Origin of the sequence: Synechococcus sp. MW101C3, assembly GCF_002252635.1 — a bacterium.
Classification (GTDB): Bacteria; Cyanobacteriota; Cyanobacteriia; order PCC-6307; family Cyanobiaceae; genus MW101C3.
In genome coordinates this window covers 116,494-139,115 of sequence record NZ_NQKX01000005.1, presented here as the reverse complement: position 1 = coordinate 139,115, position 22,622 = coordinate 116,494, and the positions used below count along the sequence as shown (strand labels likewise).

Annotated in this window: 23 protein-coding genes and 1 pseudogene; 18 read left to right on the top strand and 6 right to left on the bottom strand. The window is 61.1% G+C overall.

Annotated elements, in window-relative coordinates:
• The first annotated feature begins 67 nt into the window (after nt 1-67).
• The 9 genes from gmd (CJZ80_RS07610) to rfbB all read left to right on the top strand — a co-directional run bounded on the left by gmd (CJZ80_RS07610) (nt 68) and on the right by rfbB (nt 6,752).
• Nucleotides 68-1,216 carry a GDP-mannose 4,6-dehydratase gene (gmd, locus tag CJZ80_RS07610; RefSeq protein ID WP_094511926.1) on the top strand — a complete coding sequence of 383 codons (1,149 nt, stop codon included), beginning with the start codon at nt 68-70 and terminating at the stop codon, nt 1,214-1,216.
• A complete protein-coding gene (locus tag CJZ80_RS07605) occupies nt 1,216-1,629 on the top strand; it encodes a nucleotidyltransferase substrate binding protein (RefSeq protein WP_094511924.1) in 414 nt (137 codons plus the stop codon). The genes gmd (CJZ80_RS07610) and CJZ80_RS07605 overlap by 1 nt, the downstream gene beginning before the upstream one ends.
• A gap of 5 nt (nt 1,630-1,634) precedes the next feature.
• Nucleotides 1,635-1,979 (top strand): nucleotidyltransferase domain-containing protein, encoded by a 345-nt coding sequence (locus CJZ80_RS07600; RefSeq protein WP_094512378.1) that lies wholly within the window; start codon nt 1,635-1,637, stop codon nt 1,977-1,979.
• A 467-nt stretch (nt 1,980-2,446) separates the two neighbouring features.
• Nucleotides 2,447-3,334 (top strand): glucose-1-phosphate thymidylyltransferase RfbA, encoded by an 888-nt coding sequence (gene rfbA, locus CJZ80_RS07595; RefSeq protein WP_094511921.1) that lies wholly within the window; start codon nt 2,447-2,449, stop codon nt 3,332-3,334.
• Nucleotides 3,324-3,914 (top strand): dTDP-4-dehydrorhamnose 3,5-epimerase, encoded by a 591-nt coding sequence (rfbC, locus tag CJZ80_RS07590; RefSeq protein ID WP_094511917.1) that lies wholly within the window; start codon nt 3,324-3,326, stop codon nt 3,912-3,914. Before rfbA ends, rfbC begins: the two co-directional genes overlap by 11 nt.
• A complete protein-coding gene (gene rfbD / locus CJZ80_RS07585; protein ID WP_094511915.1) occupies nt 3,911-4,816 on the top strand; it encodes a dTDP-4-dehydrorhamnose reductase in 906 nt (301 codons plus the stop codon). The genes rfbC and rfbD overlap by 4 nt, the downstream gene beginning before the upstream one ends.
• Nucleotides 4,817-4,858: 42 nt before the next feature.
• A complete protein-coding gene (locus tag CJZ80_RS07580; RefSeq protein WP_094511913.1) occupies nt 4,859-5,119 on the top strand; it encodes a type II toxin-antitoxin system Phd/YefM family antitoxin in 261 nt (86 codons plus the stop codon).
• Nucleotides 5,110-5,529, top strand: a complete 420-nt coding sequence (locus CJZ80_RS07575; RefSeq protein WP_094511911.1) for a type II toxin-antitoxin system VapC family toxin — start codon at nt 5,110-5,112, stop codon at nt 5,527-5,529. The genes CJZ80_RS07580 and CJZ80_RS07575 overlap by 10 nt, the downstream gene beginning before the upstream one ends.
• A gap of 143 nt (nt 5,530-5,672) precedes the next feature.
• The gene (gene rfbB, locus CJZ80_RS07570) at nt 5,673-6,752 is read left to right on the top strand and encodes a dTDP-glucose 4,6-dehydratase (RefSeq protein WP_094511909.1); all 1,080 of its coding nucleotides are present in this window, start codon (nt 5,673-5,675) and stop codon (nt 6,750-6,752) included.
• Nucleotides 6,753-6,770: 18 nt separating this feature from the next.
• Here rfbB and CJZ80_RS07565 read toward each other — a convergent pair whose 3' ends face one another.
• Nucleotides 6,771-7,667: a bifunctional 2-polyprenyl-6-hydroxyphenol methylase/3-demethylubiquinol 3-O-methyltransferase UbiG gene (locus CJZ80_RS07565; protein WP_198948266.1), complete on the bottom strand. Its 897-nt coding sequence runs from the start codon at nt 7,665-7,667 to the stop codon at nt 6,771-6,773.
• A gap of 38 nt (nt 7,668-7,705) precedes the next feature.
• Here CJZ80_RS07565 and CJZ80_RS07560 point away from each other — a divergent pair, with 38 nt between their 5' ends.
• Nucleotides 7,706-7,966: a hypothetical protein gene (locus tag CJZ80_RS07560; RefSeq protein ID WP_094511905.1), complete on the top strand. Its 261-nt coding sequence runs from the start codon at nt 7,706-7,708 to the stop codon at nt 7,964-7,966.
• A 22-nt stretch (nt 7,967-7,988) separates the two neighbouring features.
• On the opposite strand, the gene CJZ80_RS07555 is transcribed toward CJZ80_RS07560, so the two are convergent.
• A complete protein-coding gene (locus CJZ80_RS07555; RefSeq protein ID WP_094511903.1) occupies nt 7,989-9,146 on the bottom strand; it encodes a hypothetical protein in 1,158 nt (385 codons plus the stop codon).
• A gap of 65 nt (nt 9,147-9,211) precedes the next feature.
• Here CJZ80_RS07555 and CJZ80_RS07550 point away from each other — a divergent pair, with 65 nt between their 5' ends.
• Nucleotides 9,212-10,432 carry a hypothetical protein gene (locus CJZ80_RS07550; RefSeq protein WP_094511901.1) on the top strand — a complete coding sequence of 407 codons (1,221 nt, stop codon included), beginning with the start codon at nt 9,212-9,214 and terminating at the stop codon, nt 10,430-10,432.
• 160 nt (nt 10,433-10,592) lie between these two features.
• Nucleotides 10,593-11,741, top strand: a complete 1,149-nt coding sequence (gmd, locus tag CJZ80_RS07545; RefSeq protein ID WP_094511899.1) for a GDP-mannose 4,6-dehydratase — start codon at nt 10,593-10,595, stop codon at nt 11,739-11,741.
• An 8-nt stretch (nt 11,742-11,749) separates the two neighbouring features.
• On the opposite strand, the gene CJZ80_RS07540 is transcribed toward gmd (CJZ80_RS07545), so the two are convergent.
• Nucleotides 11,750-12,142 (bottom strand): type II toxin-antitoxin system VapC family toxin, encoded by a 393-nt coding sequence (locus CJZ80_RS07540; RefSeq protein WP_094511897.1) that lies wholly within the window; start codon nt 12,140-12,142, stop codon nt 11,750-11,752.
• Nucleotides 12,139-12,399: a type II toxin-antitoxin system Phd/YefM family antitoxin gene (locus CJZ80_RS07535; RefSeq protein WP_094511895.1), complete on the bottom strand. Its 261-nt coding sequence runs from the start codon at nt 12,397-12,399 to the stop codon at nt 12,139-12,141. Before CJZ80_RS07535 ends, CJZ80_RS07540 begins: the two co-directional genes overlap by 4 nt.
• A 114-nt stretch (nt 12,400-12,513) precedes the next feature.
• On the opposite strand from CJZ80_RS07535, the gene CJZ80_RS07530 reads away from it, so the two are divergent.
• From CJZ80_RS07530 to CJZ80_RS07515, 6 genes are all read left to right on the top strand, one after another.
• Nucleotides 12,514-13,509: a GDP-L-fucose synthase gene (locus CJZ80_RS07530; protein ID WP_094511893.1), complete on the top strand. Its 996-nt coding sequence runs from the start codon at nt 12,514-12,516 to the stop codon at nt 13,507-13,509.
• A 120-nt stretch (nt 13,510-13,629) separates the two neighbouring features.
• Entirely contained in the window at nt 13,630-13,941 is a 312-nt protein-coding gene (locus CJZ80_RS07525) for a HigA family addiction module antitoxin (protein WP_233132901.1), read from the top strand.
• Between the two features lie 8 nt (nt 13,942-13,949).
• Nucleotides 13,950-14,582, top strand: a complete 633-nt coding sequence (locus CJZ80_RS07520) for an NAD-dependent epimerase/dehydratase family protein (RefSeq protein WP_233132900.1) — start codon at nt 13,950-13,952, stop codon at nt 14,580-14,582.
• An 18-nt stretch (nt 14,583-14,600) separates the two neighbouring features.
• Nucleotides 14,601-17,048: a hypothetical protein gene (locus CJZ80_RS15075; protein WP_144036975.1), complete on the top strand. Its 2,448-nt coding sequence runs from the start codon at nt 14,601-14,603 to the stop codon at nt 17,046-17,048.
• Nucleotides 17,049-17,200: 152 nt separating this feature from the next.
• Nucleotides 17,201-19,456 (top strand): glycosyltransferase family 4 protein, encoded by a 2,256-nt coding sequence (locus tag CJZ80_RS15070; protein ID WP_144036974.1) that lies wholly within the window; start codon nt 17,201-17,203, stop codon nt 19,454-19,456.
• 390 nt (nt 19,457-19,846) lie between these two features.
• Nucleotides 19,847-20,713 (top strand): hypothetical protein, encoded by an 867-nt coding sequence (locus CJZ80_RS07515; protein ID WP_094511890.1) that lies wholly within the window; start codon nt 19,847-19,849, stop codon nt 20,711-20,713.
• Nucleotides 20,714-21,407: 694 nt separating this feature from the next.
• Here CJZ80_RS07515 and CJZ80_RS15665 read toward each other — a convergent pair.
• Both CJZ80_RS15665 and CJZ80_RS15660 read right to left on the bottom strand, forming a co-directional pair.
• Nucleotides 21,408-21,668 (bottom strand): DDE-type integrase/transposase/recombinase, encoded by a 261-nt coding sequence (locus CJZ80_RS15665; RefSeq protein WP_094511888.1) that lies wholly within the window; start codon nt 21,666-21,668, stop codon nt 21,408-21,410.
• A 265-nt stretch (nt 21,669-21,933) separates the two neighbouring features.
• Nucleotides 21,934-22,434, bottom strand: a pseudogene (locus tag CJZ80_RS15660) (hypothetical protein); the annotation flags it as partial.
• Nucleotides 22,435-22,622 lie beyond the last annotated feature (188 nt).

Genomic DNA, 22,622 nt, shown 5'->3' with positions numbered 1-22,622 from the left:
GGTGTCGTGGCGCCTTTGCGGCTGCTCGGCGTAGTTTGTGAAACACACACTTCACAGAACTTCTCCGGTGCCCCCAGCCGCCAAAACCGCACTGATCACAGGCATCACCGGCCAGGATGGCTCGTACCTCACCGAGCTGCTGCTGGAGAAGGGCTACGCGGTGCACGGCATCAAGCGCCGCGCCAGCAGCTTCAATACGGCGCGCATCGATCATCTTTATCAGGATCCCCATGAGGTGGATCCGCGGCTCACGCTGCACTATGGCGATTTAACCGATAGCACAAATCTGATCCGGATCATCCAGCAGGTGCAGCCGGATGAGATTTATAACCTTGGCGCCCAGAGCCATGTGGCGGTGAGCTTTGAGGCGCCGGAGTACACCGCCAACAGCGATGCCCTGGGCACGCTGCGCATCCTGGAAGCGGTGCGGATGCTGGGGCTCACACCGAAAACCCGCATCTACCAGGCCAGCACCAGTGAGCTGTATGGGCTGGTGCAGGAGATACCGCAGAAGGAAACCACACCCTTCTATCCGCGCAGCCCCTATGGGGTGGCGAAGCTCTATGCCTACTGGATCACGGTGAACTACCGCGAGGCCTACGGCATGTATGCCTGCAATGGGATTCTGTTCAACCATGAGTCACCACGGCGGGGTGAAACGTTTGTGACGCGCAAGATCACGCGCGGCCTGGCACGGATCAACGAAGGGCTGGAGGATTGCCTCTACATGGGCAACATCGATTCGCTGCGTGATTGGGGCCACGCCAGGGATTATGTGGAGATGCAATGGCGGATGCTGCAGCAGGAGGGGCCGCCGGAGGATTTCGTGATTGCCACGGGCCGGCAGGAAACGGTGCGGCACTTCATCGAGCTGGCGGCGTTGGAGCTGGGCTGGGGGGCGATTCAGTGGGAGGGCACGGGCACCGAGGAGATCGGCAAGCGCAGCAGCGGCGAAGTGGTGGTGCGGATCGACCCGCGCTATATCCGGCCGGCGGAGGTGGAAACGCTGCTGGGGGATCCCACCAAGGCACGCGAAAAGCTGGGCTGGACGCCCACCAGCACCCTGGAGGAGCTGGTGGCCGAGATGGTGGCGGCCGATAAGGAGGAAGCGCGCAAGGAGGCGATCCTGCGGCTGAAGGGCTTCAAGGTGGTGGGCTCGATGGAGAACCCGCCCACCAACCCGTCGGCGACGACGGCGGCCGGAGGGAAGAGGTGATGGCAGAAGACATCCGCTGGCAGCAGCGTTTCAGCAACTACCGCAAGGCTTTGGCTCAGCTGGAAACCTTTCTTGAGCCCCCCAGCTTGAATGAACGAGAACAGCAGGGGTTGATCAAAGCCTTTGAGTACACCTTTGAGCTTGCCTGGAACACGCTGCGCGACCTGCTTCGCAGTCAGGGAGATTCTTCGCTGCTGGGCTCTCGGGATACGCTGCGCGAAGCCTTCCGCCTAGGGCTGATCGAAAGCGGGGACGCCTGGATGCTGATGATTCAGGACCGCAACCTCACCAGTCACACCTACAACCGATCCACCGCCGACGCGATCGCCGCTCAGATCGTGGGGAGCTACCTCCCCTGCTTTCAAGAGCTCCGCGACAGGCTGGAGCAGCGCCAGCTGCAGGAAGGGCAATGAGCAGCATGCCAGCAGCAAGACAGGCCGCAGCCATCGCTGGCATCCCGGAGCAGGCCCTGGAACGGCTGCTGGCCTTGTGTGCGGCCCAGCCGCAGGTTGAGGCCGTGTGGCTGTTCGGTTCGCGGGCGATGGGTCGTCATCGACGCGGTTCTGACATTGATCTCTGCCTGGAGGCCCCTCAGCTGAGCCACGGGGATCGCCTGCGTCTGATGACGGCAGTCGACGATCTCCTCTTGCCCTGGCGCGTGGATCTGGTGCTGCGCCATGAGCTACCAGCGGAGCTGGAGGCCCATGTGCAGCGGGTGGGCCGTTGCCTCTGGAGCCAGCCATGCCCACAGCAATCCCCTTGATCACCCCAGCCGACCGCTTCTTCGTGGCGGGCCACCGCGGCATGGCGGGTGGCGCGGCCGCATCCCGTTGGCGGAGGGGCTGGCGGGCACGGTGGCCGAGTTCGCCAGCAGTGGTAGCACGAGGCTTTCGCCCCCATCCAGGTGACTGCGCCTGAAGGGTGTGCCTTTTTGGGGTGGAGCAGTTTCACTGGAGCCTGCTTGAGGCGGCCATGGCGATTGTGAGCATTACCACCGAAGCGCTGTACATTGGCGCGCGTGAGTATGTTGCGGCTCGGAGGGTTGGATGTGCTGATGCTGGATCTTCTGAGCCAACAGAATTCAGATCCCCCGCGTTATGAATGTGGAAACTGCACCCATCATCTTTTACGGGTTTGGTGGCGTTTTGATTGGCAGAATCCTGGATTGAATTCCTCTGATGTCACGCCTAAACTGTTGCCCCGTGAGCTTGCTGGCCATGGCCTCAAGGGATGATGCGTAAGGGAATTATCTTGGCTGGTGGCAGTGGCACGCGCCTGCATCCGATCACCCAGGCGGTGAGTAAACAGTTGCTGCCGGTGTATGACAAGCCAATGGTGTATTACCCGCTGAGCACGTTGATGCTGGCGGGAATACGCGATGTGCTGGTGATCACCACGCCGGTGGATCAGCCGTCGTTTGTACGGCTGCTGGGCGATGGCAGCGCCTGGGGGATGGCCATTCGCTATGCGGTGCAGCCGAGCCCGGATGGGTTGGCCCAGGCGTTTTTGATCGGTGCCAGATTTCTGGATGGGGCACCGGTGGCGCTGGTGCTGGGGGACAACCTGTTCCACGGCCACGACCTGAGCGTGCAGTTGCAGGCCTGTAGTGGCAGCGGTGTGGGGGCCACGGTGTTCGCCTACCCCGTGCGTGATCCAGAGCGCTACGGGGTGGTGGAGTTTGATGCGCAGGGCCGGGTGCTGAGCCTGGAGGAAAAGCCGAAGCGTGCGAAGTCGCGCTATGCGGTCACGGGGCTGTATTTCTATGACAACACCGTGGTGGAGCGGGCCGAGCGGGTGCAGCCCTCGGCGCGGGGTGAGCTGGAGATCACCGATCTGAACCGGCAGTATCTGGAGGAGGGGCTCCTGAAGGTGGAGCTGATGGGCCGCGGTATGGCCTGGCTGGATACGGGCACCTGCGATTCGTTGCACGAGGCCACCAGCTACATCCGCACCTTGGAGCACCGGCAGGGTTTGAAGGTGGGCTGTCCGGAGGAGGTGGCGTGGCGGCAGGGCTGGATCAGCGGCGAGCAGCTGGAGCGGCTGGCCCTGCCGCTGAAGAAGAGCGGCTACGGCAGCTACCTGCTGTCGCTGCTGCAGGAGGGAAGCGATGCAGGTTGAGCAGCTCAGCACGGCCAGCGGCGCGGTGATGCAGGGGCCGCTGCTGATCACGCCGCAGGTGTTTGGCGATGAGCGGGGCTTCTTTTTCGAGAGCTGGAACCAGCGCCGCTTTGATGCAGCGGTGGGTACGCCCACCACCTTTGTTCAGGACAACCACTCCCGCTCCAGCTGTGGCGTGCTGCGAGGGCTGCACTACCAGCTGGAACCTGAGCCCCAGGGGAAACTGGTGCGTTGCACCAGCGGCACCATCTTTGATGTGGCGGTCGACATGCGCCGCCCCTCGCCCACGTTCGGCCAGTGGGTGGCTGCCGAGCTGAGTGCCGGCAATCAGCAGCAGCTGTGGGTGCCGGTGGGCTTTGCCCACGGTTTCCTCACCCTCAGCGAATCAGCCGAGGTGCTGTACAAGGCGAGCGGCTTCTGGAGCAAGGCCTGCGAGCGCTCGCTGCGCTGGAACGATCCAGAAGTGGCGATCGCTTGGCCGCTGGCGCCGCTGGGGATCAGCGAGCCGCTGCTGGCCGTGAAGGATGCCGCCGCTCCCACGCTGGCGCAGGCGCTGGCCGCCGGGGAGGTGTTTGCGTGAAAGTGCTGCTCACCGGCGCTGCCGGCCAGCTGGGCCAGGCCCTGCGCCAGCAGGTGCCCGAGGGGGTTGAGGTGATCGCCAGCAGCCGCAGCGGCGGCGAGGGCGTGATGGCGTTGGATCTCGCGGATGCCCCGGCCTGCCGCGCGGCGGTGCGGTCACACCGTCCCGACTGGGTGCTCAATGGCGGCGCCTACACGGCGGTGGACAAGGCCGAAAGCGAGCCGGAGCTGGCCCTGGCGGTGAACGGCGCCGCGCCGCGCGCCTTTGCCGAGGCGCTGCTGGAAAGCGGCGGACGCTTGTTGCAGGTGAGCACTGATTTCGTGTTCAACGGCCAGCAGGGCAGTCCGTATCGCACGGAGCAGCAGCGTGTGCCGCTGGGGGTCTACGGCTGCAGCAAGGCCGCCGGCGAGGAGGCGGTGGAAGACGTGTTGGGCAGTGGCGGCAAGGGGGTGATCCTGCGCACCAGTTGGGTGATGGGGCCGGTGGGCAGGAACTTTGCGCTCACGATGCTGCGGCTGCACCGGGAGAAGCAGCAGATCGGTGTGGTGGCGGATCAGGTGGGCTGCCCTACCAGCACGCTCACCCTGGCGGCGGCATGCTGGCGGCTGATGGAGCAGGCCGGCTCATCACCAGCCAGGCCTTTGCCGCTGATCCTTCACTGGAGCGAGGCCGGTGCCGCCAGCTGGTACGACGTGGCCGTGGCGGTGGGCGAGCTGGGCGTGGAGCTGGGGCTCCTGGAGCGAATGGCCGCTGTGAACCCGCTCACCACTGCCGATTACCCCACCCCGGCGCAACGCCCCAGCTATTCGCTGCTGGAAACCTCCAGCAGCCGCCGCGTGCTGGACATGCCCGCGCTGCACTGGCGTCAGGCGCTGCGTCAGCTGCTGGAGGCCGTGGCGTGATCGCCGCCATTAGGCTAGCTGGATCAGCTAGCTGCCCCCGCTATGGATGCCATCTGGACCCTCCAGGACGCCAAGAACCGCTTCAGCGCGGTAGTGGATGCGGCCGCCCTGGGCCAACCACAAAAGGTGACGCGCCGTGGCAAGTGGGTGAGTGTGGTGCTGTCGGCCGAGGACTACCAGCGGCTGCAGCGCCTCGACGTGGCCAACGCGCCCTCGCTGTCCGAACTGTTGCTGCAGATGCCGCAAGACGACGAAGGCTTCGAGCGGATGCCCCTGACGCCGAGGGAGTTCCCGTGTTCTTGATCGACACGATGGTGCTCTCCGAGCTGCGGCTGCGCCAGCGTGATCCGGGTGTGGTGGCCTGGATCGGCAGGCAGCGGCAGGAGGATTGTTTTCTGAGTGTGGTGAGCATCGGCGAGATCGAACGGAGCATTGCCCGCAGGCGCACAACCGATGCCGGATTTGCGCTGCAGTTGGCGGGATGGCTAGACCAGTTGCTGCGGCTGTATGGCGATCGGCTGTTGCCTGTGGACGTGGGCGTGGCGCGTCGCTGGGGGCAGCTCTCCGCCGAGATCGACCACGACGGCGCCGACCTGCTGATCGCTGCAACGGCGCTGGAGCGGGGCCTCACGGTGGTGACACGCAATCTGCGGCACTTCACAGCAACCGGGGTGGCGACCCTCAATCCCTGGCAAGCGGAGCTGGAATCGTGACCAGCTCAGCAAACCCCGGCCGCCACCAGGGCGGCGCCGGATCCAGATCCTGAGACGCTTCATCCGCCCTAAGCAGTGCGGCCCGATTCCGATCGCCGCCAGTTTTTACACCTGTACTGCATCACGAATTGCCCGCTTCGCCCATGTCTGCAACCAGCCCACCTGACGTTCCCGCCCTGCTCGCCGGCCGCCACCGCATCCTGGTGACCGGCGGCGCCGGCTTTATTGGCGGTGCGGTAGTGCGCCGGCTGCTGCGCGAAAGCGAGGCGCTGGTGTTCAACCTCGACAAGTGCGGCTACGCCAGCGATCTCACCAGCATCGAGGGGGTACTGGCGGAGCTCGGCCCTCGGGCCCTCAGCCCCGCTGGGCAGAGCCGCCACCAGTTGCTGCGGGTGGATCTCACTAACGCGGCGGCCACGGAGGCGGCGGTGCGCCAGGCGGATCCGGATCTGGTGCTGCATCTGGCCGCCGAGAGCCATGTCGACCGCTCGATCGAGGGCCCGGGAGCGTTCATCGCCAGCAACGTGAACGGCACCTTCCATCTGCTGCAGGCGGTGCGCAGCCACTGGGAGCAGCTACCGGCTGAACGCCGCGACACGTTCCGATTCCACCACATCAGCACCGATGAGGTGTTCGGCTCGCTGGGGCCCACGGGGCGCTTCTCGGAGACCACCCTCTACGACCCGCGCAGCCCCTATTCAGCCAGCAAGGCCGCCAGCGACCACCTGGTGAACGCCTGGCACCACACCTTTGGATTACCCGTGGTGCTCACCAACTGCAGCAACAACTACGGCCCCTGGCAGTTCCCGGAAAAGCTCATCCCGGTGGTGATCCTCAAGGCGGCGGCCGGCGAGCCGATTCCGCTGTATGGCGATGGGGCCAATGTGCGTGATTGGCTGTATGTGGAGGATCACGTGGATGCGCTGCTGCTAGCGGCGAATCGGGGGGAGCTGGGCGGCAGCTATTGCGTGGGAGGCCATGGAGAGCGCACCAATCAGCAGGTGGTGGAGGCGATCTGCATCCTGCTGGATGAGCTGAAGCCAACTGGAGCTCCTCACAGCCGCTTGATCACATCGGTGACGGACCGGCCAGGACATGACCGGCGCTACGCCATTGATCCCAGCCGCATCAGCGGCGAACTTGGCTGGCAGCCGCGCCACAACTTTGAAGAGGGCCTGGCGGACACGGTGCGCTGGTATCTGGAGCACCAGCGCCGCTGTTGATGCGCTTGCGGCCAGTGCTCAGGCGCGACCCGCCACCAGCACCATCACGGCGGGAATTTCCTGGCCGAGGATGCCATAGCTGGGGGCGGCGACCCAATGGATGGTGGGGGTGGCGAGGCCGGCGTGGAGTGCCTGATCGAGTAACTCCCAACCCGGAATCTGATACACAATTCTGCCCTGCTTGGGATGCACGGGATCACCGTGATACTCCGCTTCTTCCAGCAGTTCGGCCTCAGCCGCCACGCCTGGCGCCGCACTGGGGCGGTGGCGTGCCTTCACGATCGTGTCGTAGCGGTTGTAAGCGAAGGGGAAGGTGGCCACCAGATGGCCGCCGGGCCGCAGGATGCGGGCGATCTCCGACAGAGCGGCGGGCAGGTCGTAGAGGTGCTCGAACAGCTCGTTGCAGAGCACCAGATCCACGCAGGCATCGCCCAGGGTGAGGGCGCAGAGGTCTTGATGGGAGAAGTGCTCGCGTTGCGGATCGCTGGGATCGGGGAGGTATTCACTGCCGATCACCCGGGGGAAGCGCTGGCGCAGGAGCTGGGCGAACGGGGTGATCGCTTCAGGGCAGTAGAGGTCGAGCTCGGCGACGGCGGGCAGCTCGCCGCTGCTGATCAGCTCCTGCATCAACAACCACAGGGCGCGATGGCGCGCCAGGCAGCCGTGCACCTCCAGGGTTTCGCGGTAATTGCTGCCCTTCAGCTGCAGGGCGCTGGCCGGCAGGGCGGTTCCGCTGATCGGATCGAGGATGCCGTTGAGGGCGATCAGGCGCAGGGCCTGCTGCACCTGGTGGCTCCAGAGGTGATGGTTGCGCTGGATGAAGGCTTCAAAGCCAGCGAAATCGGTGAACCGCTGCACCTCCACATGGGGCGCGGCCGCGGAGGGGGATGAGGCAACAGCGACCTTTGGCTCCAATCGATTGTTACTCAGGGAACTTGATTAAGGTATCGCCGATGAGCGAACCCACCCGCGCCACGGCCGCCGACCCCCAGCACCTGGAGGCCCAGATCGTCAGCCTCCGCAGCCAGCTGGAGGAGGCCCGCGATGAGGCGGAGCTCAATCTGCTGATGCTGCAGCAGGTGCAGGAGGAACTGGAGGTTTGCCTCCTGGCCCACCAGCAGCAGGAGCAGCTGGTGCAGCGCCAGCGTGAGCAGCTGCAGCGGGCGGAAGGCCTGATTGAGGCGCTGCTGGAGCGGGTGGAACGGCAGGGCTGATGGCGCTCAGGCCAGTGCCTGATCAGGCCAGCGCGAAGCGGGCTTCGTAGTCGCTGAGCCGGCGCGTGATGGCGTCGATGTCGGCGTCAGGCGCCTGCGGGGGCAGGGGCGGTGTGGCCACACCAAGAGCCTTTAACCGCGCCGTGGCCCGATCAAGCCAATCGGGGCCTGCGTCCCTGCCTTCCGCCATCCCATCAGGCGGGTCAGCGGGCCCGGCCACAGCGCCTGAGGGCAGCCCTGCGCGCAGCTGCTCCTTCAGGCTGCGCAGCGGCTGCCACTGGGGGTCGTCGGCCAGCAGCCGCTCCAGCAGGGCGCCGGCGGCTTGCGGCTCACCGCGGTTGGCGAGGCTGCGCACCTGCAGGACCCCCGGACCACGGCGGGCCTCGCGGCGGCGCTGCTCAAACAGCTCCGCCAGGCCGGTGGTGCTGGCATCGGCCTGGGCCATGCGGATCGCTTCCGCCCAGGCGTCAAGGGCGGCGTCGACAGCGCCGCGCTGCACGGCGTGGCGGGCCACCACATCGTGGAACCAGGGATTGGCCTGGGCGGCGGGTGATGGCTCCTGCAGCCAGCGGCCACTGGCTTCCAGTTCACCGCGGGCGAGGGCGAGATCGGCCGCGCGGATGCGGGCCAGGGCCCACTGGGGCCAGAGGCTGGCCAGCAGCTGCCAGTAGCGGTTGCTGGCGGCGGGTTCGGCGGCGATCTCGGCATCGCCCACCAGGCGCGCCAGTTCCGGCTGCAGGGGCGGATCGAGGGGCGCGGACGCCGCCTCAGAGGTGCGGGAAAGAATCAGCAGCAGATCGCCGGGATCGGGTTCGAGAGCCAGCTTCCAATGGGCCTGCAGGCGGGGCAGCAGCTGCTGCCAGAGGGCCTGGGGATCAGGCCGGCGCCAGGCGCGGCAGCGCTCCGCCCAGGCCAGCGCCTGCTGGCGCTCCGCACCCTCTTGGGCGGGTGGTGCGGGCCATAGGCCCCACACATCCGGCACCAGGCCGAGGGAGGGGTCGCACTGATCGGCCTCCAGCACAGCGAGATCCGCCTGGCGCAGATCACCGGCCAGCAGCCAGGCGCAGGCGAGTTCGAGCGCGGCAGCCGCCGACCAAGCCGCGCTGGAGCGTGCCGCGGCAGCGTGCTGGGCCAGCTCTGTGTGATGGCCGCGCCGGCCCAGCTCCAGCAGATCGGCCATCGGCACCCCGGAATGGATGAACAGGATTCTGTCGCCTACGTTGCCCGCGACGGGGTTAAAAGGCCATGGCCCGGTTGGTGATCGTGGATCCGGCTTACGCCAGCACGGTGGGGCACCACGGCGAAGTGAACCGGCCGTTGCTGGCGGCTCTGCGCCAGGGGGGGTGGCACGCGGAGCTGTGGGCGGATGTGGCACTGGAGGCGGAGGCCACGGCACCGCAGCCGCTGCGGGGTGTGTTCAGCGGCTGCGGCTACGTGGACCCGCGGCTATGGCTGGAACTGGGTGGGGCGTTGCAGCTGGCGCGGCGGCTGGAGCAGCAGCTGGCGCTGGCGGCGGCGGCGCCAGCTGGGCCGGTGAGCGCCTGGCTGGCCCACAGCCTGCTGCCGTTTCAGTTGCTGGGGCTGGCGCGCTACCTGGCAGGGGCGCCGGCGGCGAGGGTGCTGGTGAGCCTGATGTTTGCGCCAGGGGAACGGCTGGATGGCGCCGCTGGCGACGCCCAGGCCACGGCCTGCTGCCGGGTGGCGCTGGCGGCGTTGGCCAGGGCGGCGGCGCAGCAGGGCCACCAGCTCACGCTGGCCTTGCCCAGCCGGCAGCAGCAGCGGTTGTATCAGCCACTGCTGGCTGCGACCGGGTTGAGCGATGGCGGCGTGCACCCGGCGGTGGTGGGAGCTGGGTGCACGCCGCAGCCGCTGCCGGCGGCAGCACCGCCGCTGGTGCTGCTGCATTGGGGCGACCTGAAAGCCGGCAAGGGCCGAGCGGAAGCGTTGGCGGTGCTGGAGAGGCTGGTGGCGCAAGGGGTGCCGCCAGCGCTGGCCGGCTGGGGCTGGTTGTTTCACCGCCACAGCCACACGGGGCTGGAGCCGCAGGAGCGGCAGCTGCTGCAGCGGGCAGAGGCGGCCGGCATCGGCCTGGTGTTGCTGGAGGGAGAGATCGAGAGCGGGGCGATGCAGCACTGGCTGGCGCGCTGCCCGGTGGCGCTGCTGGCCTACGACCCACGGCGCTACGGCCAGCGCAGCAGCGGCATGGTGTGGCAATGGGCCGCCAGCCGAGCGGCGCTGGGCCTGCCGGCGGCGGCGGCCGGCTACGGCGAGGGCTGGCTGGCGACGGAGGCGGTGGAGCTGGGGGTGGGTTGGCAGCGGCCCGACGGCCACGATGGAGCCGCCTGGCTGGCAGCGCTGGCGGCAGCCGCCACAGCGCTGCCGGCGGCGGCACCGCACGGCGCTGCGCTCCACGGCAGCTTCGGGGCGTGGTGCGTGCAGCGCCTGGGCGAAACGCCATGGCGGTAGCCATCCCAACAGCAAGAACGGCAATGTCCCCTATTCCTTGATGCGCAGGCCTGCGCGATCGGGGCCTGTGTGAGTAGCCACGTGATCCACCGGACCAGCGCAGACATTTTTGCCTTCTCGGCGTAGTTTGTTGGCATCGAATCCACGCCGAAGTCCGCCGGTGCCCCCAGCCGCCAAGACCGCTCTGATTACAGGCATCACCGGCCAGGATGGCTCGTACCTCACCGAGCTGCTGCTGGAGAAGGGCTACGCGGTGCACGGCATCAAGCGCCGCGCCAGCAGCTTCAATACGGCGCGCATCGATCATCTTTATCAGGATCCCCATGAAGAGAATCCGCGGCTCACACTGCACTATGGCGATTTAACGGATAGCACAAATCTGATCCGGATCATCCAGCAGGTGCAGCCGGATGAGATTTATAACCTTGGCGCCCAGAGCCATGTGGCGGTGAGCTTTGAGGCGCCGGAGTACACCGCCAACAGCGATGCCATGGGCACGCTGCGCATCCTGGAAGCGGTGCGGATGCTGGGGCTCACACCGAAAACGCGCATCTACCAGGCCAGCACCAGTGAGCTGTATGGGCTGGTGCAGGAGATACCGCAGAAGGAAACCACACCCTTCTATCCGCGCAGCCCCTATGGGGTGGCAAAGCTCTTTGCCTATTGGATCACGGTGAACTACCGCGAGGCCTATGGCATGTATGCCTGCAATGGGATTCTGTTCAACCATGAGTCACCACGGCGGGGTGAAACGTTTGTGACGCGCAAGATCACGCGCGGCCTGGCACGGATCAACGAAGGGCTGGAGGATTGCCTCTACATGGGCAACATCGATTCGCTGCGCGATTGGGGCCACGCCAGGGATTATGTGGAGATGCAATGGCGGATGCTGCAGCAGGAGGGGCCGCCGGAGGATTTCGTGATCGCCACGGGCCGGCAGGAAACGGTGCGGCACTTCATCGAGCTGGCGGCATTGGAGCTGGGCTGGGGGGAGCTCGAGTGGGAGGGCACGGGCACCGAGGAGATCGGCAAGCGCAGCAGCGGCGAAGTGGTGGTGCGGATCGACCCGCGCTATTTCCGACCGGCGGAGGTGGAAACGCTGCTGGGTGATCCCACCAAGGCACGCGAGAAGCTGGGCTGGACGCCCACCACCACCTTGGAGCAACTGGTGGCGGAGATGGTGGCGGCCGATAAGGAGGAAGCGCGCAAGGAGGCGATCCTGCGGCTGAAGGGCTTCAAGGTGGTGGGCTCGATGGAGAACCCGCCCACCAACCCGGCGGCGGTGACGGTGGCCGGAGGCAAGGGTTGATGGCGGGCTTACCAGAGCAGGTTGCAGGGAAAGGCCCTGAGAGCTGGATCAACGCTCACCAGGGTGAGGGCCTCCAGCTCGGCCTGGGCGGCCAGCAAGCGATCAACGGGATCGCGATGGGCCATCCCGTAGCTGCCCGCCCGCAGGCCATGGCGCAGCTCGATCGGCAACAGGTCGAACCCCTGGGCGGCCAACATGGCGGGCAGCTGCTCGAGCAGGGGAGTGGCGGCGGGAAGCTTGCCCAGGCGCACCTTGGTGGCGATCTCCCAGCCGGAAGCCGCACTCACCAGCACCCGTGCCGTGTCATCGGCAATGGCGGCATGGGCTGCTGGAGAGAGGCGATCGGGTTCAGCCAGCCACCAGAGCAGGGCGTGGGTGTCGAGCAGCAAAGCAGTGCTCACAGGAGGGGGTCTTCCAGAGCGGCGAGCTCCTCCTCCGGCAGCGGTTCGAGCAGCACCTCCGGCGGAGGCAGGGTGATGATCCCGCGCAACACGCCGGGATTGCGCTTGGGTGTGGGCTGCTCCAGAGGCACCAGCCGCGCCCAGGGACGTCCGCCTTTGGCCACCACGATGGTTTCACCAGCATGGGCGGCATCGATCAGCCGCGAGAAGTGGGTTTTGGCCTCGTGCACATTCACGATCCGCAAGGGTGTGCGCATGGCGACGAGAGGCTGCTGCCAACCAATGCACCTTAGTCCACTAGTGGACCAAGCGGGGGCTCAGGCTCGTGGCCGCAAGCCTGGAGTGCAGCTCTTGAACAGGTTGTTCTCGCCATGACCACCACCTCCACCACACCCTTGATCACCCCAGCCGACCGCTTCTTCGTGGCGGGCCACCGCGGCATGGCGGGTGGCGCGATCGTGCGGGCACTGCAGCGCGCCGGCTATGGGGATGAAGCCCAGGGCGGCGCCCTGCTCACCGCCGGCCGCGAGGACCTCGACCTGCTCGATGGCGCGGCGGTGGCGGCCTGGTTTGGCGTGCATCAGCCCACGGTGGTGGTGCTGGCGGCCGCGAAGGTGGGGGGCATTGCGGCGAACAGCAGCTATCCAGCTGATTTCCTGCTCGACAACCTCAAGATCCAGATCAATGTGATCGAAAACGCCTGGCGCAACGGCGTGCGGCGGCTGCTGTTCCTGGGCAGCAGCTGCATCTACCCGAAGTTCGCTGAGCAGCCGATCCGGGAAGAGGAGCTGCTCACTGGAGCCCTGGAGCCCACCAATGAGTGGTACGCGATCGCCAAGATCGCCGGCATCAAGCTGTGTGCGGCGCTGCGGCTCCAGCACGGCTTCGATGCGATCAGCCTGATGCCCACCAATCTGTATGGGCCTGGCGACAACTACCACCCCACCAACAGCCATGTGCTGCCGGCCTTGATCCGGCGGTTTCATGAGGCGGCCCAGGCCAATGCACCGAGCGTGACCTGCTGGGGCACCGGCACGCCGCTGCGGGAATTCCTGCATGTGGATGATCTGGGCGAGGCGTGCGTGTTCGCGCTGGAGCGCTGGCAGCCGGGGCCCCAAGAGCTGCAGTTTCTGAATGTGGGCACGGGCGTGGATCTCACGATCCGCGAGCTGGCGGAAGCGGTGGCCGCCGCCACCGGCTTTGCCGGCAGCCTGGAGTGGGACAGCACCAGGCCCGACGGCACCCCGAAAAAGCAGCTGGATGTGAGCCGCCTGGCGGCCCTGGGTTGGCGCGCCCGCATCCCGTTGGCGGAGGGGCTGGCGGGCACGGTGGCCGAGTTTGCCGCCCGTGGGAGCATCCGGCTATGAGAATGGCAAGTGCAACAGCAGCCCTGGCCGCTGGATCCGCGCCCGGCATGAAGCGTGGTGGCCCAACTTTGTGTTCTGCGCGGGCCACGTCTTTGATCTCCACGATGAGGATTGCCACTGATGGCACAAGCGATCGCGATGCATCAGCCGCCTCATCCGGACGAGTTCATCGCGGGGGTGTATTTCGAGCCCTGCGAGCTCTCGATTCGGAAAGTGGCGGAGCGGCTGGGGGTGTCTGCCTCCACGTTTCAGCGGCTGGTGGCCAGCAAAAGCCGGGTCACACCGGACATAGCGCTGCGGTTGTCGAAGGTGCTGGGTCGCAGCCCCGACAGCTGGCTGGCGCTGCAGGACAGCTACCAGCTGTGGGAGGCCAGGCAGCGGCTCGACCTTTCGGGGTTGACGGCCACGGCCATGGAGCTACTAACGGTCTGATCGCGCTGTTGCCTGTCTCAACGGCCTCCCAGCAATTTCTGCAGCTCCAGGCTCTTGAGCAGCATCAGGAGACCCTGGAGCCCTCCAATGAGTGGGATGCGATCGCCAAGATCGCCGGCATTAAGCCCTGCCAGGTGCTACGGATCCAGTACGGCTTCGATGCGATCAGCCTGATGCCCACCAATCTCTATGTGCCGGGTGACCAATACCATCCCACCCACAGCCATGTGATGGCCGCCGTGATCTGCCAATTCCACGAGGACAGGGAAAGCGTTGCGCCAAGCGTGCCTCGGTGGGGTACGGGCGCGCCGCTGAGGGAGTTCCTGCAAGCGGATGATCTGGGTGAGGCCTGCGTGCATGCGCTTGAGCACTACTCGTCAGATTCGATCGAGCCGGTGCAGCACCTAAACGTGGGTAACGGTGTAGATCTTGCTATCAGGGAGCTGGCTGAACTGGCAACCAGTACGGTGGGCTACAGCGGCGCAATCCAATGGGACTCAACCAAACCAGACGCAACGCCAAAGAGACAACTCGACGTGAGTCGAATCACCGCCACGGGATGGCAGCCACAAATTGGCCTGCAAGAAGGAATCAAGAATTCTTGGTTGGCATTTCAAGCGCACACGAGGGACAGAGCATAGGCTCTGGATAAATCAGCTATGCGAGTTCTATTTGCATCAACACGACTAAGTGGGGGAGCAGGCATAGCCTGCAGACGCATATGGGAAGCCATCAGAGAACAGAACAAGGTTTCTAGGGCCACTCTTGTCTACAGGGAAAATGCTGACCTATGGCTGCGCGAATACAATAAGAAAACGGGGCAGACTGCCACGCGCAAGGTTTATAAGCATGGCAGCGAATGGGCAGACGAAAAACTGTCAATGCATTTAAACGAGGAAAGGAGTGATTTCTCCACCACTTATCTTAGTGCGCTAGATCTCGAAGGGCCTTACGATGCAGTTTTGATTGATTTGTTTGACGAACATGACATTGTCAATATGCATTGGGTTTCGGGTCTGTTTTCAATCAGGTGCCTCCAGCACCTTCGCGATACGAAGAAGCCAGTTTTGATTACCATGCATGATCAAAATCACTTCACAGGTGCGTGCCACTATTCGGCAGGGTGCAGATTGTTTACCAAGATATGCAGCGGCTGTCCCCAACTGGCTACGAGAAGAACACAGTTGCTGGCAGAACGGCAGCACCATATCAAGCATGCAATCCTGAGCGCTCCAAACTTCTACTGGACAGGCCCTTCCGAATGGATTGTGAAGGAAGCAGCCAGTTCTGCTCTTCCCCATTCCAATGATCATGTACTGAGTTCCCTGAAGAACCCAGTCGAAGACGATGCCATTTGCACTCCAGATGAGGTTGAGAGTATCGCATCTAAATTCCGCACAAAAAAACGAAAAGTTGCCCTTGTTGCTGATGATCTGAATGACCCACGCAAAGGCAGCTTGATTGGTGTCAAGGCACTGGCAATGGCAGTGGCAAGTTCAAAAGACTTGAATGAAGGAATAGAGCTGCATCTAGCTGGCGCAACAGAAGGATCAGAGACAATCATAGGAGACTTAGTCAACCAGTACAGCCGCATAGGCGCATGTCAACCACTTATCAGCGTTGTGAGCCATGGACGAGTTCCTAGCCATCACTTGGCAGTTATTCTTGGATTGGTAGACTTGCTTATCTTCCCTTCCATTGAAGAGAACTACTCAAATCTTCTCATCGAGACACTTGAGCAAGGAACTGCAATTGCCGCCTTTGCAGTCGGTGGCAACACAGAGATTGCAGGAGCCTATCCAGAGCTGATGCGAGTGGTGGGCGATCGGCTCAACATTGCCAACGGCTTCAATGCTCACGACAAGACCAGACTCGGCCATGCAACCAATTTGCTTGCTCGTACCATTAAAAAACAGCTTATTGATGTTGCATTGCCCGCAGATAGCACGAGTGAAGCCGAACGGTGCCGACAGACTCACAGCCGAGCTCGTATTGCAGAGAGCTATTTACTCGCAATGCAGTCAATCCTGAGCGGTCATTCGCACTCTGGCGCCAACAGCTCTGCAAAGACTCATCCGACCATGCCCATGCACTCTCAGCAAACCCGCGCTAATTGCAAGGGGAACAGTCGCCGATTTGTCAACAGCAGCGAACCTGTCTTTTGGCTTGGAACAAAGAATGACTGGCCAACGCAAGTGTCAGATGATCAATTGCTCTTTATGCTCACGCTGCAGCCCTCATGGGACGAAAACTTCATATCAGCAAGGCTCGACTCCGAACACTGGTCTTGGAGCCAATTCACAGCCTTTAAGCATAACTCATACCAGATGCCTGAGCTTCAATATTGGGACATGGTTGCCGTGATAGGGACCAGCCGATGGCATGGCACTGGTTGTTCCAGCCAGCTGCTTCATCCCACCGCTGAACCAGAAAATGCCTTACCAGTTCTTCTTCAGGCTGTGGTGAAAGTGTCAACCCAGAAGGAAATCACATGGAATACCATATCAGAACTGCTGTGGCAGGCAATTTGCGGTGAATGCATTGTTCCACCAATGCAGGGGATGAGCCATTTCCCTTCCACCACCCCTCTTATGCATACAATTGATATCACTTCGATTATGAAGGTGAGATCAATAGTGCGTCCACGCATACTCCTTAGTGCGATTGACCATGGAAGTATCAATGTTGAAGAGCCCGTCTTTTGGCTCGGCAGACACACCTTCAATGATTTGTTGCTGAGACCAGAGCAGGTGCTTGTTGGCTCTGGGCTGTACCCATCTTGGGAGCCTGGCTATCTCCAGAGGATCTTCTCAGGCCATGCTGAGGTTGAAGTCTTGCATGAAGTGTTGCATGCCGAATCTGATCTCCCTGAGCTGCGCTATTGGAACACCATTGTGTTCATGATTTCATCCTCAACCTCCTGCCATCTTTTTACTGAGGATACTGATGAGGTCCATGGATTCCCCGTTCTTTACATGGGGCACGGAAACCGGTCTGCCATCTCTTCATTGCTCAGCTTAAAGGAACTAGCCCGCATAGCCAAGGCATTGCATACTGTTATTCCACCCATGGCTGGTTTTCATCAGATTGAGTCATCCCTGCGCTGAGGCCCACTATGACACGAGATGGCAACGACAATCCCAGGATCGCGATTATTGATCCCTGCTATCACAAGAAAGGAGGTCATCACCACGGCGTGAATCATAGCCTTACACATGAGTTGTGTTGGCTTGGGCCCAAAGTCTATGCAGACGCACGTGTGGAACTCAACCAGGTGTCTGCTGACTATTCATTGACAGACATAGTCATACCTGCTTTCAGCGAGTCTGGCTATATTGATCCGAAGCGGTATTCTGCCGTCAGCAGCTATTGCGAACAGGCAAGGAGCTTCTATTGCAAGCTCAAGTCGTTCGATGCAGACATACTCATCGGTCACACTCTCCTGCACTTTCACTTGTATGGCCTAGGGCTTTATCTTGCTTTTAAGCAGAGCAAGCATGTTGTCATTTCGTTGATGTTCAGTCCCTATGAGGGTCTGAGATCAGAGGCCTCCGAGCAACACGACTACTGTTTCACCTCCATTGCACTCCGGAGTCTTAACGACGCGGCATTAAGCAATGGCCATAGGATTATCGTAGGAGTTACATCCGAATACCATTGGGAGCTGCTCGCAGAGTTTCGTCAGAACTATCCTTTTTTGAGTTTCACCAGGAGCCCATGGTTAGTCGGGCTGCACAATGCTGGGGCTGACCTTAGAGCTTCCTTGAAGTCCCATGGCAATGGCAAGGAGTTCAGTCGCTCCAAGGTTCTCCTTTACCTTGGTGACGCAAAACCGGATAAGGGCATTGAGACTGTCAGAGAGTTTCTGAAGTGGATCACGCAACTTCCTGCTGACGACCTGGCTGAAGCTGCATCACGAATTCAGATCGAAGTTCATATCACATACTGTGATGACTGGCTGCAATCATGTGTTGATGAGATTCGCCTTCTTTGCGACAAGCTACCAAGGCTTGCCCTGTTCTCCGATAGGCATTATTCAAGCGAAGAATATTTTGAAGTTCTAGCCACAGCCAATAAGATCGTGTGGCTATACGATCCAGACAACTATAAGTTTCGAACATCCGGAATCTTTTACGACGCAGTGAGTCTGCATTGTTTGAGAGACAATACCAAGGAGCTTCCTGAATTTGTGGTCAGCCAGGGCTCATGGATGGAAAGGGAATTTAAATTGCTTGGGTTTGAACCAAGGGCGATCGATCTGTCCACAACCAATTGGATGAATCATCTTTGGCAGTTCATGAATCAAGTAAGAACCAAATCGGAGCTTAGTACTCAACCCAACAAAGATCTCCTTAGCGTGTTTACTGGCCAGTCTTGGAATGATTGGATAGTAGCAGCACTCAGCTTGGATCAAGAAAAACTGCTGAGCCAACTTACTCAGGCGGATTGTGAATCACGGCCGCTTGTTGTTATCTCCACTGATTATCCTCATTTTACCAGGCTGAGCGGGCCTACAGGATTTGTGCAATATCTTGAGGGGGCACTCCACTTCAAGACTTGCCTTGGAAAGAGCCAGGAGTATGACTGGATCAGAACCTTGACAGGGCTGAAGAGCGCGACAGATGACGCATTAAGGTTGGAAACAGAGCTCATCGGAATTCTTAAGTATAAGTCTGCAGATATCATATGTGTCGACGGAGAGCACGCAGGTAGCTTGCTGGGGCTGGCTCTTCGTGACCACCAAGTTCATCCTGACACACGCATATTCACATGGTTTCATCAGCCCAGCAGCATCCTCTCAACGGATATCATCGATCAAAGCGCGTTTCCCGCCGCTCAAATTAATCCCATCTGTATTAGTCCCTGCCAGGTTAGTTTCTTTCAAGATGAACTCAATGTCGGTAGTGATCGGGTATCCGTTATCCCGCATGGTGTGCATGCAGAGCTCATTGCCATCGGCCAGCAATCGGCACTGAGTCGGACCGAACGTCTTACGCCGAATGGTTTTGGTGACTCATTTAAGTTGCTCACTGTCGGTAACTGGCTTCGAGACCGTGCACTTATTTTCAAGGCTGCAGAGGCATGCCCCGCCTATGAGTTTGTATGGGTGAGCACTGGAATGGCCTTGCAATCACACGAACATGCACAGGCTCAGAGCCTAGGTAATCTCAAGATTATTACTTCAGGCTTATCCAATCGAGAGCTGCATCACGAATATATGACTTCGGACTTTCTATTCCAACCACTGATATCTGCCACAGCTAACAATGCAATAATTGAGGCCATGGCTTTCGGTCTGCCAATCATTACTAAGAGCCTTGAAAGCACCACTTACTACACTGCAAACCAGGCTCTGTATTATTCAAGTCCAGATGAAGCAGTTGAATTGCTTGTGAAACTTCCCGATTATACCATTGCTGAGCGTCATTCAATTTCACAAGCTTTGCAGAATCAGGTGGGAGCCATAGGGTGGGAACATATCAGTAATGCGTTCCTTAGGATATTGAACTCCTAAGGGTTGGTGATAACACCAGTTCACTAGCCTCGCGTGAGGTGGTTGTCTTTTGTTGGAAAGCGAGTTTATGCCTCAGAAAGGCTTTCGCCGTTTCTGGAAATGCTAAGCCAAGCTGGAGATAACAATGTGAGAATCTAATAGCAGGATCCTTTTGCCGCATCCGGTCACCTCAAGCCGGCCCGTACATCAGGCGAGCCTGCCAATCTACTTCCAGTCAGGGCAACGGGTGGGTCTCTGCCGTATGGTTGGGTGTGGAGCTGTTTCGAGGGTGGTCTCCGTCATATATGTGTGATATGGTTATCTCGTATGCGCCAATCCTATTCTAGAGAAGCATTGAATGCGATGCCTAGTGACGTTCTCATTCTCGCAACTGGAAGAAGCGGTTCTAATATGCTGCTAAGCATCTTGGCGGCTAGTCAGTCGATCTATCCGTTTGGCGAGATATATAAACATGCCCGTGGCTCAGTCGAGTATAACTACTTCTTGGACACTAAGCTGGCCGAAAGTCTCAGTGATTCGCTACAAGCATTAGTTCGAGACCTTGTTGGCCGATCCCTGGCCGCCAGCCCTCTTCAAGCTCATGAGCTTGCACTAGCCGCTGCAGGAATAGGTTTGAAGAAGCACGCAAAGAATAAGCTTGTAGTTTCGAAGCTATTCGCTGAACATGTCTTCGGCGACTTCTTAATCACTGAGAACTATGAGGAGCTGCTGCAGCGCATAATTATGTCAGACACATTCATACTTTGCAACTATAGAAATAATCTGTTTGACATTTATGTGTCCACATTGAAAGCCCGCCAAGGAGGAAAGTGGATCAATAAGAGTTATGATGCGCTGGTGTTGGAAATCAAGGTAAATGAATACTTTGCCTGGAGGGACTGGTACCTAAGGACTTGGGCGCTGCTCCTTGCTTATCTTGAGGCACAGCAGGTGAGGCAAGACAAGTTGGTGATAGTTGAGTACGAACAACTTCTCCAATCTCCATTGGATGATATTGCCAACTTGCTGTCTCTGGCTATTTTTCGAGAGCCTGCATCGGCAGGATGGAAAAAAGACCTTCCGTTTGCAGTTACTATGAGGCAATCGGCGCCGCTTTCAGGCTGCAGAGAAGATTTCCTCACCTTTGACAGCCCAAGCATTGGCCAGTCATTTCGTGATGACAGGTTTATAGATCTGCTGATGATAACATCCCCAGCATCTCACAAGTATTTCATGAGCCTCCGGAGGCTCTGGAAAACCCAGCCCCCTGCGCCATGAAAGAAGCCCACTCGGTATGACCTATCCATCAAGGTGCCTATTGTCGACCAAGAAACCGATCTATGGTCAAGCCCTGCCGGTGACTTTCATGAAAGCTGTCATTCTTGGGCTGTTCTCAAGCGGCCTAAGCCAATGGTACCGCCAGAGTCGACATTGTATCTTCTGGAGGCTTGTTGATCCACACCACCTCTGGATGGCGCCAGCAGCGGTGACTGCCAAGAATGATGACGCGCCTGCGGCCAATCAGGCGACTATGACAAACGTAGCCATTTCGGCGTGGCCTTCTGGTGGAGGCGGATTGATCCGCACAATCTCCGACTGACGCCAGCACCGCGACGATCGACTCCAGGGGTGGGGATGCTGTTGGCGGGCCTGCTCATAGACGTTGGCCCGGTGAAGGCAGATTTCGAGAGCCAGGGCGCTGTGGCGCTGGTGGGGCGTCACGAACTTGATGCCGCTGTGGCCATGCTGGTGGTTGTACCAGCCCACGACCGTCGCTACCCAATGGCAGGCCTCCTCCACACTGGCGAACGGCCGGCTTGGTTAATCAGGCCGGCATTTCGCCGTGCAGAATGGCGACTCGGAATAGGGGTTGTCATTCGACACTCTGGGCCTTGAGAACGACCGCAGCACATCCAGACCTTCCAGCCGGCTCTCCATCGTAGCGGCACACAACTTTGCGAGAAGCCTGCGGCTAGGCATTGCAGTTATCGGCATGCAGTATCAGCAGCTGCTGGCGACCCTTGCTGACCCGTTCGCGTCGGCAGGCCAGGCTCATCACATCGGCTGCAATGGCTGGGGCTTCCCGCTCGGCGACATCCCAGGCCACCACCTTGTGGCTCCAGACTTCGATCACCTGGTAGAGGTACAGCCACACGCCTCGCACCTTGGTCGGGAGGTGGGTGATGTCCCAGCTCCACACCTGGTTCGGGCCATCGGCCCGCAGCCTTGGCACTGGGCGCGGCTCCTGGGGTGGCCTGGCACGTCCGCGGCGTTGGGCCTACCTGGGTATGCAGCACCCGGTAGAAGCTGCGCTCTGAGCCGTAGCCGCAGGCCTCTCCAAAGGAGTTATACGGGTCGCGATCGGCCAGGATCGGCACGATCTGCCTGGGCGGCAGCGCGGCGAATTCGGGCTCGTTACAGGTGAGCGGGATTCGCTGTAGCTCCTCCTCACTTAGGCGGTGAGCCACATGGCGTTGGCGTCCCTTGCGCCGGTCTACACCGTCGCCATCAGCGGCGAACTGGCGTCGCCAGCGTTGCAGCGTGGTGAGGCCAACGCCCAGGAGCAGAGCCAGCTCACTGTCTCGGGCACCATCGGCAACACCCTCGTCGAGAATTTGTTGGGCTTTCCGGCGGTCGTTCGGGGTCGTCAGGCGTCCCCGTACTCTCCCCAGAAGGCTTGAATCTTTTGTGAGGCGTACTGCTTCGCAGAAGCGTTCCGCTACAGCAGCGCTGCCGCCTCGGCCAGGGCCTTCTCCTTGCGGCGCAGCTCCTGTTTGAGGCGTATGATCTCCCGCTGGACCTGGGCAAGGAGCAGTTCGAGCTCCCTCTGCTCCGACAGCTCGTCGAGCTCGCCGGATTAGGTCTCCAAGGTGAATACTGGCTTTTCGTTGGCATCCTGGGATGCCTGTCGCCAGCGCTCCACCTGCCCCGCGTGCAGGCAGGCCCCGCTCGCGGCAACATGCGCTGAGCTCGGTGGTGTTCAATCCTGCGGTCTCCACCACCACCGGAAACTTGTTTTGGTGGCGCCCCAGCCCTCAGCATCCTTCTCGGATGCCGGTACCACCTCTCACTGTATCCGCCAGGTCTTCCTCCAGTTGTAGAGGGTGCCCACGTGAATGCCCAATTCTGCGGAGATCTGGGCCACGCCTCTTCGATGTGGCGGTCTCATCCGCCACCTGACATCAGC

Excerpts from the sequence above, each read along its gene's own strand:
- rfbA (WP_094511921.1), top strand. The coding sequence starts at position 2,447 with ATGATGCGTAAGGGAATTATCTTGGCTGGTGGCAGTGGCACGCGCCTG.
- CJZ80_RS07535 (WP_094511895.1), bottom strand. The coding sequence starts at position 12,399 with ATGCGCACACCCTTGCGGATCGTGAATGTGCACGAGGCCAAAACCCAC.
- CJZ80_RS07530 (WP_094511893.1), top strand. The coding sequence starts at position 12,514 with ATGACCACCACCTCCACCACACCCTTGATCACCCCAGCCGACCGCTTC.
- CJZ80_RS07515 (WP_094511890.1), top strand. The coding sequence starts at position 19,847 with ATGCTGCTAAGCATCTTGGCGGCTAGTCAGTCGATCTATCCGTTTGGC.
- CJZ80_RS15075 (WP_144036975.1), top strand. The coding sequence starts at position 14,601 with ATGCGAGTTCTATTTGCATCAACACGACTAAGTGGGGGAGCAGGCATA.
- rfbC (WP_094511917.1), top strand. The coding sequence starts at position 3,324 with ATGCAGGTTGAGCAGCTCAGCACGGCCAGCGGCGCGGTGATGCAGGGG.
- CJZ80_RS07580 (WP_094511913.1), top strand. The coding sequence starts at position 4,859 with ATGGATGCCATCTGGACCCTCCAGGACGCCAAGAACCGCTTCAGCGCG.
- rfbB (WP_094511909.1), top strand. The coding sequence starts at position 5,673 with ATGTCTGCAACCAGCCCACCTGACGTTCCCGCCCTGCTCGCCGGCCGC.
- CJZ80_RS07560 (WP_094511905.1), top strand. The coding sequence starts at position 7,706 with ATGAGCGAACCCACCCGCGCCACGGCCGCCGACCCCCAGCACCTGGAG.
- CJZ80_RS07555 (WP_094511903.1), bottom strand. The coding sequence starts at position 9,146 with ATGGCCGATCTGCTGGAGCTGGGCCGGCGCGGCCATCACACAGAGCTG.
- CJZ80_RS07525 (WP_233132901.1), top strand. The coding sequence starts at position 13,630 with ATGGCACAAGCGATCGCGATGCATCAGCCGCCTCATCCGGACGAGTTC.
- CJZ80_RS07605 (WP_094511924.1), top strand. The coding sequence starts at position 1,216 with ATGGCAGAAGACATCCGCTGGCAGCAGCGTTTCAGCAACTACCGCAAG.
- CJZ80_RS07600 (WP_094512378.1), top strand. The coding sequence starts at position 1,635 with ATGCCAGCAGCAAGACAGGCCGCAGCCATCGCTGGCATCCCGGAGCAG.
- CJZ80_RS07550 (WP_094511901.1), top strand. The coding sequence starts at position 9,212 with ATGGCCCGGTTGGTGATCGTGGATCCGGCTTACGCCAGCACGGTGGGG.